This window comes from Erysipelatoclostridium sp. AM42-17, assembly GCF_003480255.1.
In the GTDB taxonomy this organism is placed as follows: Bacteria; Bacillota_I; Bacilli_A; order Erysipelotrichales; family Coprobacillaceae; genus Faecalibacillus.
This window is the reverse complement of the sequence record NZ_QUIN01000005.1, coordinates 30,003-43,828: the sequence shown is the minus strand read 5'-3', so window position 1 is coordinate 43,828 and position 13,826 is coordinate 30,003. Positions and strand designations below refer to the sequence as shown.

Below are 13,826 nucleotides of genomic sequence, written 5' to 3'. Positions count from 1 at the left end.
TAAAAAATAAGCTAACGTTGTTAGCTTATTTAAATTCTTCTATTTTTAATAAATGCTGGTGGAAAATCATCGTCTTCATCTTCCACATCATCATTTGAACCAAAAGAAGTAAATGATGATCCATCATCAGATGAAATAATAGATGGTTGTACTTGAACATCATCTTTTTCATCTTCAAATCCTGTAGCAATAACAGTAACAATAATATCATCATCAAGATTTTCATTAATAGCAATACCTAAATAAGTATTAATATCATCACCAACTTCTTGAGTAATTGTTTCAAGAGCAATATTAGCATCAAATAATGAAATATTAGGTCCACCAGTAACATTAATAATAGCATCTTTAGCACCAGCTACAGATACTTCTAATAAAGGTGAAGAAATAGCACGTTTTGCTGCTTCTTTAGCTTTATCATCACCTGATGACATACCAATACCAATTAATGCATTTCCTCTATTTTTCATAACCGCACAAACATCAGCGAAATCAAGATTAATGAATGCTGGTACAGCAATTAAATCAGTAATAGTTTGAACACCTTGACGCAATACATTATCAGCTTCTCTAAAAGCTTCTTGCATTGGTCTGCCACCGATAAGTTGTAATAAACGATCATTTGATACCACAATAATACTATCTACATTAGCACGTAATTCATCAATTCCAGCAATAGATTGTTTTTTACGTTTCATACCTTCAAAGGTAAAAGGTTTAGTAATAACCCCAACAGTTAACGCTCCAATTTCACGAGCAATTTTTGCGAACACAGGTGCAGCACCGGTACCAGTTCCACCACCCATACCAGCAGCGATAAAGACCATATCAGCACCTTCAAGCACTTTTCTAATTTCAGCTTCTGATTCTAAAGCAGCTTTTTTCCCAACTTCTGGATTTCCACCTGCTCCTAATCCTTTAGTTAAATCTTTACCTAAAACAATTTTATTTTCTACTGGCGAACGGCGAAGAACTTGAACATCTGTATTAGCTACATAAAATTCAACACCTCTTACTCCTTCTTCTACCATTCTATTTACAGCGTTATTTCCACCGCCACCAACACCGATGACTTTTATTTTTGCAACTTGTTCAAAATCTAATTCTTCATTCATTCGTTTATCCTCGCTTTTTATATTAATCTTCTTCACTAAAGAAAGTGTCTAATAATTTATTAAATCTTGATGTATTTTTAACATCGTGATGTCTATCCTTGTTCTTTGTTAAACCTTTTAATCGCATTGACATTGTCGCTGATACATCGGGTAAAACTAATGATCGATCATAAGGTCCTAATACTTTAGCACGATCCATCATATAAAAAATCATTCCTACTGATGAAACAAATGCCATATCACGAATACCTATAATATCAGGTCGATAAAGTCTAACTGGCGCTTCAAGAACCTCTCCAGCAATTTGATCTAAAAGTTCAAGTTCTCCACCACCACCAACAATTAAAGTCTCATAAGTACGATTATCATCAATAATCTTAATCTTTTCTTTAATCACATTAAGGACCTCAACTGCTGTATCTGCTAGTATTTTAGCTAAATCTTTTTGAGTGTAGTCTTTTCTGCCATCACGCATATATGTTGTATGAATAATATCTTCTTGTCCAATTGTATAATCTAATGAACCATATTTAATCTTGTAAGTTTCTGCTTGATTCATTGATATTTGGAAATTTTGAGCAATACTACGTGTAAAATCATATCCCCCAACCGGACAAACTGTTAAATATTTTAAATACCCATCTTTATAAAATGAGATTGTTGATGTTTTATATCCCATATCAATTAATAAAGCCCCTTCTTGTAAGTAAACTGCATCAAAGGCTTCTTTAGCACAAGAATAAGCATTAATGCAAATTTCAATAACTTCTAAACCTGCTTTTTCTACTGCTGCCAAATAAGGATATAAAAGTTGTTTTTGTGTTGTCATGACTAAAGCATCAACAATTAAATTTCTAGATGTTTTACCTATTGGGGCTGTCGTTGTTGCCCCACTATCACTATGGAATCTCACTGGTACAACCGATACCACTTCTTCTTCCTTAGATCTTTTAAATTTAGTTGCAAGTTTTAACACTCTGACAACATCTTCACATGTAACTTTGGCACCTTCATTCAAAGAAATACTACTATCACTTTGATAAAGTTTCGATTTAATCGTTGGAATATTCAATCCCACCGCTTTGATATCACATTCAAGAAATTCATTAGCTTCTTGAACAAGTTTTTGAATATCACGAATTAAAAAACGATCATCTTCAACAATGCCTTTTTTTACTCCATGACTTGGTAATTTTTTTGCGAACAATACATTCAAATTAGAATTGACAACTTCGCCAACTAATAATTCTATTGTTGCACTACCAATATCTAAAACTGCATATATATCTTCCACGTCAATCTCCCCTTGTTACATATATATAAATAATAGCATAAAAGTCATGATAATTAAAGGCTTCTTTTATCATGACTTCATACTTTTTTATTGATTTACATAGACATTTCGACCTAGAAAATCATAATGTTTTGCATCTGGATATTTTTTTATAACTAAATAATAATTATTTGATGTAAGTTGTTTTTCCATTTGGTCAATTCTTACATAAAATATTTTTCCATCATCCAATTCTAACTGACATTTATCTGGATCATTAGATTCTTTAAGTAACGTGATAGCAGAAATACGATTTCTCACTACCGAAGAGATTTTTTTATAATTTTTAGCAAATCTTACTAATGTATCTTCATCAAATTCTAAGGCTTCCGGACAACGTTGAACATAACTTAGCCAAGATTGATTTTCATCTTTAATCACTTTTCCTGTTTCATCAACGATATACAATACATTATTCATCTTTGCGTATGTAAGTGGTTGTGATTCAACAATATCAATATCAACATGCCCTAATAAAGATTTTTTTACATTTGCCTTTTTAACAAAATCTAATTTTTCTATTTCTTTTTCTGTTTGTCGACAACTCATAGAAAAAATAAATGTTTTTTTCTTTTGTACAGAGATATTTTTTAAAATATAGTCAGTAGAAACCCTTTCATTTCCAGTGACATCAATTGATTTAATCTTACTATAATCACTCATCAAAAAAGCAACAAAAGCAACAATTATAATCAATAAAGCCAAAGCTCTACGTCTTCTTTTTTTCTTTTTGTTTCTTATTTTTCGACGCATTGTTTGTACTTGATTATAATCATGTTCATTATAAATGACTTTTTGTTTTTGCTTTTTCATTAGTCTTGCCAATTAATAAAACATACTTCTGGTTTTAAAGTGATTCCAAATTGTTCTTGAACAATTTGTTGAACATAGAAAATTAAATCATGAATATCTTTAGCACTAGCATAACCATTATTAACGATAAAGTTAGAATGTTTAGGTGAAACCTGAGCCCCACCAATCTCATATCCTCTCAGCCCTGCATCATCAATATATTTCCAAGCACTTCCTTCTACCGGGTTTCTAAAGACACTTCCCGCACAAGGAAAATTCCATGGCTGTGAGGACATTCTTCTTTCTTTACGCTTATCTAATAAAGCTGTAATTTCACTTACATCTTTTGTTTCTAATTCAAATTCTACTTCTAAAACAATCCATTTCTTTTGATCTTGTAAGATTGAATAACGATAACCAAAGTGCATTTGTTCCTTAGTTAACGTCACTGTTTCTAAATGCTCATTTAAGATTGTTACTTTTTTAATAACATGCGATAATTGTGATTTATAGGCTCCGGCATTCATATAAACACCACCACCAATATTACCAGGTATTCCACCCATAAATTCAAAACCACTCAAGCCAACTTTAGCACATTCATAGGCTAGTTTAATCATAGAAACTCCACATTGTGCTTTAACAACATTTCCATTGATTGTGTATTGTTTAAAATAATCATTTAAAGAAACAATAATACCATCAAAGCTTTTATCTGAAAACAATAAATTAGAGCCTCTACCAATAACAAATAAACGAATACGATGTTTACGACAATACTTAATAATATTTCTAAGTGCTTGAATATCTTTAACTTTAATAAAGATTTTAGCAGGTCCTCCTACTTTATAAGTCGTATGTTTATAAAGGGGTTCATCTTGTAAAATATCACCTACATCTAATGCTTTTAAATCTTCATAATATTTTTCAAATTTTAATTTATTCATTTAATAACTCCTTAATTACACGATACATGTCATGACAAGCTTGTGGTTTCCCTATCTTTTTAGCGTTTTGTTTTAATGAATCAAGCGTCACTTGATTCCCCATAACTTCATCTATTAATGAAACAAATGCTTGGGCATTTAAATCTTTCTCTAAAATCATTTTGGCTGCATCCTGTTGAACTAATTCTAAAGCATTGTATTCTTGATGATTAGCAGCAACATAAGGACTTGGAATCAAAATGGCAGGAACCCCAATTGCTGTAATTTCCGCAATAGTACTGGCTCCAGCACGAGAAACAATCAAATCTGTATGATTAAGTAAGGATGGCATATCATCTACATAAGGTACCATTTTTACATGATCATTTTGATATTGCTTCATATCTTCATAAAAAGGTTTCCCAGTAACATATAAAACTTGATAATCTTTTTGTTCAAATAATGGCATGGCTTCCTTCATAGCATCATTGACACTTCTTGAACCAAGCGATCCCATAACAATGGTAATTAACTTTTTGTTAGGATCTAATTGATATTTATCATAAATATCATGAGGCTCTATCTCACTTACTACAGTTGCTCTTGGATTTCCTAATAATAAGGTTTTATCATGAGGAAATGCTTGATAGGCCTTTTGATAACAACAAATTATTTTATCTACTTTTTTAATTAAGATTTTATTTGTTAAACCAATAATAGAATTTTGTTCATGAATTAAAGTTTTAATCTTTAATGAACAAGCTGCTTCAACAGCACTAGCACTTGGATAACCACCAAAACCAACAACAATATCTGGTTTAAATTTCTTTACTACTTTTTTAGCTTCACCAATTGATTTAATAAACAACAAAGCTGATTTTGCTTTTTGAATAGGATTACCAACTAATCCTTTTACATTTAAACCAACATAAGGATATCCCATTTGTGGTACAACTTGTGATTCTAAACGGTCTTTTGTCCCAATAAATAAAAACTCACTATCGGGTTCTTGTTTTTTTATATATTCAACTAAGGCTAAAGCTGGATATAAATGTCCTCCAGTTCCACCTGCAGCTACGATTACTTTCATATTTTTCACTCCTCGTTGTCATTATAACCTATTTATATTGATTTTGAAATATTTAATAATATTCCAATTTCTACAAGCGTCACTACTAATGAAGTTCCTCCATAAGACATCAATGGTAAAGTGACACCTGTCACTTTACCTTAGTGATATAAGGACTCATATCTACCTTAAAATAGATATAAATATGTCTATTTTTATCTACTTCTATCTTGTCAATAATTTGAAAAAGTAATTCATGATCAACTATTTGAAAAGTCATAAATTGTTTAATTAATTCTTGATACCTTTTAATTGGAAATGAATGATAACTCTTTTGTAATTGAACTTGTTGTTTTATTAAAGACAATAAAGTATCTTGATATTTTGCAGATAAAAGTTGATATTGTTTTAAAGAAATAACTTGATTTAATTTATCTTCATAGAGTTGACTTAATATATTTTGAGTTTTTATTATATCCTTTTTTAATTGATGTGCAAGAGTAAGTTGTTGATTATTTTGTTGATCAAACATCTTTTTTATTTGTTTTAATAAAGATTCTTCTTGATAATGTTCATAAAATTGTTTTCCAACATCCTTTAAAAATGTGAGTATATGATTTTCTAGTATTTGATAATTAAAGCTATGACTACAACAAAGTTGCTGACGACTATATTTTGTATAGTAATTACATTGTACCATGAGTTGCTTTTGTTTTTGATGTATACTCATGTGATGTTTACATTCAAAACAATAAATCAACCCTTGAAATAAATAACGATTGTTTTTATTCCGATACTTTTTACTTTGATTTAAAATTCTTTGTGCTTGATTATACAATTCTTGAGATATGATCGCCTCGTGTGTATTTTTTACAATGATCCATTTATCTTCAGGAAGTGTCATCAGCTTTTTAGAATGATAACTCACCTTTTTCCATCTTCCTTGTACCATATGTCCTAAATACATCTGATTTCTACCTATTTCACGAACTGTTTGACTACTCCAAGTTCCCCCTTCTTTACTTACAGGAATTCTCTTTTTTTGATAAATCGAAGGAATCGTTACTTGTAAATTTGTCAATCTTCTTGCAATTTGGGTTGTCCCTATACCTTGTGATAACCAAATAAAAATCATTTTAACATAACATGATACTTGTTTATCAATGATTAAATGATGATGATTTCTCGGATCTTTTATATAGCCGTACTTTGCTTTTGAAGCAATATACTCACCCCTTTCTCTTTTAACATCAAAAGCCATTCGTATCTTTTTAGAAGTATCCCGTAAATATAAATCATTAACACTTAACCTTAAAGCTAACATTTCATCACCCACATGTGAATCATAATGGTCACTGATGGCGATAAAACGAATTCCTTTTATCAAAAAGTAATCTTCAATATATAAACCTGTTTCATACAATTCTCTTCCTAACCTCGATAAATCTTTTACAATCACACAATTAATTTTTCCTTGTTCAATATCTTGTTTTAATTTCAAAAAGCCTGGTCTTTGAAAATGTGAACCAGAAAAGCCATCATCACTATAATGTTTAACTAATTTCATATGGTGTTGATGAATATAACTATCAATAATCATCCGCTGACTTTCTATTGATGAACTTTCATCTAATCGTTCATCTTCTTTGGAAAGTCTTTCATACCCCCCTACTCGATATTCCACACGTTCTCCTTATTCATAAGATATTGAAGAAAACAATGTTCCATCACTTTAGCCATATTTTCTAAACCACTTATATATTCAAATTCTAATGTATATTTTGTCATTTTATCCCTCCATTACCAATGTATTCTTTACATTTTATAAAAATACCTTTTTTCACTTTCATAAATTGATATAATAGAGATAGGAGGACAACATTATGGGATATAAAATTGCCTTTTTTTCTTGGGATTGGCTATTTGAAATTGTCCAAGAAAAACAAAAAGGAATTCAAAAATTCTTAGACGAATATCAAGATATTTCTATTGATTTGTTTGAAAATTATGGAAATTACGGTCTTGTTCATCCGATGGATAGCTTATTAGAACTATATAAATTACCCAATATTAAAGATTATGATGCATTAATTTTTCAAACTAACTCTAATTTTTATAAAGACTATCGCCAACAAATGATAGAAACAGCCCATCGTTATCATATTCCTGTCATATCTATCAATGATCCTATTAAAAATTGTGTTTATGTAGGAACAGATAATCAAAAAGCCATCTATGATATAACAAGGACCATTATTGATGAAAAGCATTGTCAAAATATTGCTTATGTTTCTGGTCCCATGACTTCTAGAGAAGCCAGACTTAGAAAAGCTGGTTTTTTGCAAGCTACAGAGCAAATTGAAAATATTCAAATTATTGATGGAAACTGGAATACAGAAGATGGTGAAAAAGCAGCCAAAATGTTATTAGATCATCTTCCTGAACTGATTGTTTGTGCCAATGACAATTTAGCACATGGTGTTGTCAATATTTTATTGCAGCATCACATTGAAGTAGGAAAAGATGTTTATGTAACTGGTTTTGATAATTTAACTATTGCTAGAGCAGCAAACCCAAGAATTACAACAATCAAAAGAGATTATCAGACGATTACTTATACAGCCTTAAAAACAGCTAGAGAACTGATTTTTGGTAAACAGATTACCCATGTTTATAGCCCATTTAAGATTATTAAAAGCGTCAGTTGCGGTTACCCCGCAAGTGAAGAAGATAATAGTGAATTAAAACAAGAATATTTATCTTACAGTTATAATAGTAATTGCTTTTTTGAATCATTAGAAAGATTAGAAATTCTCTTTTCTAAAGCATCAAACTTTTCTGAATTACTTGATATATTTGAAAAAGAATCACAGAATTTAGGTTATAAACAAGTCTATCTCATTATGAATTCAGACTATGTTGATTCAATGTCTGGAGATATTACTCAATTTTCCGATATTATGTATTTAATGGGTATTTCTTATCACCAACTTATTCCCGATAAACGTCATATCTATCAAAAGTTTCCTAAAAAAGAAATTCTTCCTCAAGCTTATAAATCACGTTATATGATCTATACTTCTCTTAGCAATAATGGTGTCGCTATTGGTTATTTAGCATTTGATCATTATTCTACGATGATTTCTGTTAACTTTATGACAATTATTTTAAAATTACTTGGTTTAACAATAGAAGGAATTCGTAAGGAACAAGTTTTAAGCATCCTTAATGAAAGATTAGAAGATCTTTCTATTAAAGATTCTCTCACTCATTTATACAATCGTTTTGGTATGAATCATTTAGGAAAATCACTTTTTCAATCCTATATTAAAAAAGATCATCAAGCCCTTATTTATTTTATTGATATGGATTATATGAAAAAAATAAATGATGAATACGGTCATGATATGGGGGATTACGCTATTAAAGAGACAGCACAAATTCTATTAGATTCTTGCAGTCAGGATGATTTTATTATTCGTTATGGTGGTGATGAATTTATTATCATTACTAATGCAATGTCAAACCAATTACCACAAATCATTAATCAAAAAGTTGAAGCATTTAATCAGCTTCATGCTTATCCCTTTGATTTATCATTAAGCGTTGGACATTACTTAGCTTCCAACAAAGATCAATTTGAAACAGCCATCAATAAAGCTGATACAATTATGTATGAAGTAAAAAAACAAAAGAAAGCTCAAAGAGTATAATCAGTCATCTTGACTGATTTTTTTATCACTAAAAATGCGTTACACCTGTAACTGGTAGCAATCCTACTACAACCCCTAGATTCATAAAAGTTTGAATACCAATCATAAAAACAATGCCTAACATTAAAAAACTACCAAAAAGATCATCTACATACTTTGCAAGTGTAAAACAATAAACAAAAAAGCAAGTATAAAGTAAAACTAAAAACATACCTCCTATTAAGCCAAACTCTTCTAAATAGATAGCAAAAATAAAATCTGTTTGTGGTTCTGGTAAATAAAAATGTTTTTGAATACTATGATCAAAACCTACTCCTAAAATTCCTCCTGGAGCAATAGAATAAAGTGATTGAATCATTTGAAATCCTGATCCCAAAGGATCAGCAAACGGATTCAAATAAGCTGTAATTCTTTTTAAACGATAGCTCGCTGATAAAATCATTGTGACCATTCCAGCTAAACCTATTAATCCTACCGATAAAAAATAGCGAAACAAAAAAGGTGACACCATCACCATTAATGCTACTGAACATATAATCACTAAACCACTACCAAAATCAGGTTGTAACATAATTAAACCAAACCCTATTAAATTCATGAAAACTAATTTAAAAGCTGTTTTCACCTTTTTCATTTGATGATAATGATGAGCTAAATAATCACTTACATAAATAATCATCGCAATTTTATATATTTCTGAAGGTTGTAAAGCAAATAAGCCAAAATTAAACCAACTTCTTGAACCCCCTCTTACAACCCCTACACCAGGAATTAAAACTAATCCTAATAACACCAAACTTCCCAGTAAAATAGTAATACTATATTTTTGATAAAGATGATAATCTATTTTTGAAAAAATAAACATCATCACGATTCCTAATATTGCAAAAAGGGCTTGTCGTTTGAAATAATAATAATGATCATTGAATTTATAATAAGCCCATATATGGGAGGCACTATATACCATCATTAAGCCAATCATTACAATAATAGAAATGATGAGAATGATTCTTTTTGTTTTCATTTATTTCACCCCTAATAATATATGAAAATTATTCTTTTTTATTTTTTATTCCGTTATTTTTATGAAATTTATACTATAATAAGTACAGAGGTGATAGATATGGAAATGCATTTACTATTAGTTGATGACGCAACAATAAATCAAGCTTTAATGCAAAAAATATTTAATCCTTACTTCATTACCACCGGTGTACATACTATTAGAGATGCTTTAAATTATATAGAAGATCCTAATTACTTATTTGATGTCATTATACTTGATTTAGTAACACCCGGAGCTATCGATTTATTAAGACTTATTAAAAAAAATGAAAGAACTGAAAAAATACCTGTTATTGTTATTGCGGCAAGTAACCAAGAAAATGATTTAATTGAAGCTTTTGATGCAGGAGCTTATGATTATATTACTAAGCCATTTATGAGTGAACTTATCATCAATCGTGTTTATCATGCAGGATTATTTTATTATCGCTATAAACAACTTATGGAAGAACATCATTCTATTGATGAATCAAAAGTTAATCAACTTACTAAAGTTTTTCACTTTGATACTTTAAAATGGCTCGTTGATGAAAAAAGCAGTCATCATCCTCATGATCAAAGAGCACTTGCTATTTTTAAAATTCATGGTCTAAATGAAATTTATCAAAATGAGGGAACTCTTTTGGGAAATACCATTATTCAAAAAACAACAGTCTTTATTTCAAGCCAGTTTAGTAAAGAAGATATTATTGGTCATATAAGTGAGGATATGATTGCTGTCTATGTCACTCACCCTCAATCCAAAGAAGCCCTTTACGCTAAAATAGAAGACATTGTTCGTCTATATAATCAAAAAAAATTAACAGAATTTCCTGATGAAATTATATTAATGGCAGGGATGACTTATATTAATCAAGCAGCAACATTTGAAAATATGTATCAACAAGCTTTACAAGATTTAAAATAGCAAGAGTTCAAACGAACCCTTGCTATTTTTTTGTTATATTCATTAACAACCGTTAGTCCTACTGTTTCAATAGTCATATAAATCAAAAATCTTTTAAAATGAGTTTTAGCATATTTTTCCTTTATATATGCTAAAAATGTAAGAAACTATTTCTTACATTTTTCATTAATCATTTTTTTAAATTCTGTTCCTCTTTGTTCATAACCACTAAATTCATCAAAAGAACTTGTAGATGGCGAAAGGAGAATAATATCTCCTGGTTGAGCTACCTCTAAAGCCTTATCAACAGCTTCTTTTAAATGAGGTTGGTAATCACTATGAGGATGATGCATATCTTGTTTAAAACGTTGACCTGCTACACCAAAAGTAACTAAATACTTAATATGATCATTGTATGACGCTAATTCTGTTAAATCTAACCCCTTTTCAAAACCACCCATCAATAAAATAACAGGTTGTTTAAATGCTTTTAAAGCAATAATAGAAGCATCGGTATTCGTTGCTTTAGAATCATTGTAAATCTTAACACCATTAATTTCATTTACATATTCAATACGGTGTTCTACACCATTAAAAGCTGCAATCGTATCATGAAGCACTTGATTAGATACGCCTGCTAATTTACAAAGAGCCGAGGCTAACATGATGTTTTGAACATTATGATCACCTACAATTTTTATTTCATCTAAATCAATGATATGTTCATTTTGATAATAAATAGCTTGATCTTTAATATGACAAGTTGCATCTTGTTTTAAAGATTGTGTTACCTGTTTACATTTTACAGGATAACGATCTAAATATGTTTTTAATGTTTCATCATCTAAATTACATACATAGACATCATCATCTTGACAGTTTTTATAAATATTTGTTTTAGAAGCATAGTATTCATCTAAAGAAGCCATATAATCCAAATGATCAGGTGTTAAATTAATAATTGTAGAAAATTCTGGTCTAAATTTATCGATATCTAATAATTGGAAATTTGACATTTCTAAGACGATATAATGATTTTCTTCTTCTAATAAGTTGTTTTCTAAAACAACATCACATAAAGGTTTACCAATATTTCCTGCATAGTGAACATGAGAATATTGATTTTTTAAGATTTCATAAATTAATGTAACTGTTGTTGTCTTACCATTTGTTCCTGTTACAGCAATATAATGTTGCTTTTTGGCGACTTGATAAGCTAATTCAATTTCTGTATAAACAGGAATATGACGCTCTTTTAATCTTAAAATAAATGGTTTATGGTAATTAATTCCCGGATTTTTAATAACAAAATCAAAATCACGTTCAAATAATTCATCAGGATGACCACCGGTTACCATTTCTATTCCTTGACTTACATATTCATCATATTCTTTAATATCTTCTTTATTTTTACCTTCATTAATTGTAATGGTTGCATTTAATTTTTGTAATAAATGAACAGCTGCATTACCACTTCTAGCAAGTCCAATAACAAGTACTTTCTTTCCTGTAAGCATCTTATAACACTCCTATCACAATCGCTAAAATACCACAAATAAAACCAACAAACCAAAATGAAATAGTAACTTGTTGTTCAGACCATCCTAGCATTTCAAAATGATGATGAATAGGTGCCATTTTAAAGACACGTTTTCCTCTTGTTTTAAAAGAAACAACTTGAATAATAACAGATAATGTTTCCATTAAGAATACACCACCAACTAAAATTAATAATAACTCTTGTTTTGTAAGAATCGCTAAAATAGCTAAGAAACCACCTAAGCCAAGTGATCCCACATCACCCATAAAAATACGTGCAGGATGATAATTAAAGAACATAAATCCAAGTAAAGCACCAATCATAGCTGCTCCATAACTTGCAACGACATAATCTTTAATCATAATAGCGTAAATGATAAATGGTGCAATTGCCACCATTGTAAGTCCTGTTGCTAGTCCATCTAACCCATCTGATAAATTTACACCATTACTTTCTCCAGTAAACATAATAAATACTAATAAAGCATAGAAGTAACCTAAATCAATATTGACCTTAACAATTGGAATTTGAATTTCAGTAAAGGCCATACCATTAGCTGGAACAATAAATTCTTTTAAAAACCAATAACAAATAATAGCTAAAATAGCTTGTAATAAAAATTTTTGCCATGCTTTTAAACCTTCATTTTGGTGTTTTAAAATAATCAAACCATCATCAATAAAACCAATAGCACTATAACCAACTAAAACAATTGAAATTAAAATCAATTGAGGGTTAGCTAATTGACTAAAATTAACAATAAGTGCTGATAATAAAGCAGCAATCACAAAGACAACACCACCCATTGTTGGCGTACCACCTTTTTTCTTATGTGATTCTAATCCTTCTTCTCTTTCCACTTGTCCAAACTTCATTTTATGTAGAAATGGGATGACTTTTGGCATTGCAATTATGACAAGTAATAATCCAATTAAAAAAGCCATTATTAATTTAATAAAATTTTCCATACGAATTCCCCTTTATTATTTATCTTTAACACTATAACACAAAAAGATTATGTCTTCAATTGAACCAAAATAAAAAAGCCTAAAGGCTTTTTTATGATTGTACCTTTCCTATTGAAAGTTCTGTCATTTTTTTTATTACACTTTCAATAACTGCTTCTTCATCATCACCAGAAGCTTCGACTTTGATTGTTGCTTTACAAGGAATCCCTAAAGATAAAACCCCCATCAAAGATTTCATGTTAACACTTTTTGATTCATATTCTAATTGAATGTCACTAGAAAATGTCTTCATTGTATCAACTAATTCGGTTGCCGGAGTTGCATAAAGACCGACCGGATCAGTGACTATAATAGTTACTGCTTTTGCCATATCAATCCCCTCCTATTTCTATTTATATTATAACATTGTTACTACTTTA

Annotated in this window: 13 protein-coding genes; 2 read left to right on the top strand and 11 right to left on the bottom strand. The window is 29.8% G+C overall.

Going from position 1 to position 13,826, the window contains the following annotated elements:
• Nucleotides 1-29 precede the first annotated feature (29 nt).
• The 7 genes from ftsZ to DW911_RS03375 form a co-directional block, all read right to left on the bottom strand.
• On the bottom strand, nt 30-1,115 hold the full coding sequence (gene ftsZ / locus DW911_RS03405; RefSeq protein WP_118431600.1) for a cell division protein FtsZ: 1,086 nt from the start codon (nt 1,113-1,115) through the stop codon (nt 30-32).
• 22 nt (nt 1,116-1,137) lie between these two features.
• Complete coding sequence (locus DW911_RS03400; RefSeq protein WP_118431602.1) at nt 1,138-2,409, bottom strand: cell division FtsA domain-containing protein; 1,272 nt, start codon at nt 2,407-2,409, stop codon at nt 1,138-1,140.
• A gap of 87 nt (nt 2,410-2,496) precedes the next feature.
• Nucleotides 2,497-3,261: a cell division protein FtsQ/DivIB gene (locus DW911_RS03395; RefSeq protein ID WP_118431604.1), complete on the bottom strand. Its 765-nt coding sequence runs from the start codon at nt 3,259-3,261 to the stop codon at nt 2,497-2,499.
• Nucleotides 3,261-4,187, bottom strand: a complete 927-nt coding sequence (murB, locus tag DW911_RS03390) for a UDP-N-acetylmuramate dehydrogenase (protein ID WP_118431606.1) — start codon at nt 4,185-4,187, stop codon at nt 3,261-3,263. Before murB ends, DW911_RS03395 begins: the two co-directional genes overlap by 1 nt.
• Nucleotides 4,180-5,256, bottom strand: coding sequence for an undecaprenyldiphospho-muramoylpentapeptide beta-N-acetylglucosaminyltransferase (gene murG / locus DW911_RS03385; RefSeq protein ID WP_118431608.1), 1,077 nt, complete (start codon nt 5,254-5,256; stop codon nt 4,180-4,182). The genes murB and murG overlap by 8 nt, the downstream gene beginning before the upstream one ends.
• 32 nt (nt 5,257-5,288) lie before the next feature.
• Complete coding sequence (locus DW911_RS11325; RefSeq protein ID WP_199589043.1) at nt 5,289-5,366, bottom strand: hypothetical protein; 78 nt, start codon at nt 5,364-5,366, stop codon at nt 5,289-5,291.
• A 20-nt stretch (nt 5,367-5,386) separates the two neighbouring features.
• Nucleotides 5,387-6,919 (bottom strand): recombinase family protein, encoded by a 1,533-nt coding sequence (locus DW911_RS03375; RefSeq protein WP_118431610.1) that lies wholly within the window; start codon nt 6,917-6,919, stop codon nt 5,387-5,389.
• A 199-nt stretch (nt 6,920-7,118) separates the two neighbouring features.
• Between DW911_RS03375 and DW911_RS03370 the strand changes: the two genes are divergently transcribed.
• Nucleotides 7,119-8,948, top strand: a complete 1,830-nt coding sequence (locus DW911_RS03370; RefSeq protein WP_118431612.1) for a diguanylate cyclase domain-containing protein — start codon at nt 7,119-7,121, stop codon at nt 8,946-8,948.
• Between the two features lie 28 nt (nt 8,949-8,976).
• On the opposite strand, the gene DW911_RS03365 is transcribed toward DW911_RS03370, so the two are convergent.
• Nucleotides 8,977-9,972, bottom strand: coding sequence for an FtsW/RodA/SpoVE family cell cycle protein (locus tag DW911_RS03365; protein WP_118431614.1), 996 nt, complete (start codon nt 9,970-9,972; stop codon nt 8,977-8,979).
• A gap of 99 nt (nt 9,973-10,071) precedes the next feature.
• Here DW911_RS03365 and DW911_RS03360 point away from each other — a divergent pair, with 99 nt between their 5' ends.
• Nucleotides 10,072-10,920 (top strand): response regulator, encoded by an 849-nt coding sequence (locus DW911_RS03360; RefSeq protein ID WP_158568162.1) that lies wholly within the window; start codon nt 10,072-10,074, stop codon nt 10,918-10,920.
• A gap of 146 nt (nt 10,921-11,066) precedes the next feature.
• Here the strand turns inward: DW911_RS03360 and murD are convergent, their stop codons facing one another.
• From murD to DW911_RS03345, 3 genes are all read right to left on the bottom strand, one after another.
• Nucleotides 11,067-12,416: a UDP-N-acetylmuramoyl-L-alanine--D-glutamate ligase gene (gene murD / locus DW911_RS03355; RefSeq protein WP_118431618.1), complete on the bottom strand. Its 1,350-nt coding sequence runs from the start codon at nt 12,414-12,416 to the stop codon at nt 11,067-11,069.
• A gap of 1 nt (nt 12,417) precedes the next feature.
• Nucleotides 12,418-13,407 (bottom strand): phospho-N-acetylmuramoyl-pentapeptide-transferase, encoded by a 990-nt coding sequence (gene mraY, locus DW911_RS03350; protein ID WP_118431620.1) that lies wholly within the window; start codon nt 13,405-13,407, stop codon nt 12,418-12,420.
• Nucleotides 13,408-13,498: 91 nt separating this feature from the next.
• Nucleotides 13,499-13,777, bottom strand: a complete 279-nt coding sequence (locus DW911_RS03345) for an HPr family phosphocarrier protein (protein ID WP_118607465.1) — start codon at nt 13,775-13,777, stop codon at nt 13,499-13,501.
• Nucleotides 13,778-13,826: the final 49 nt, after the last annotated feature.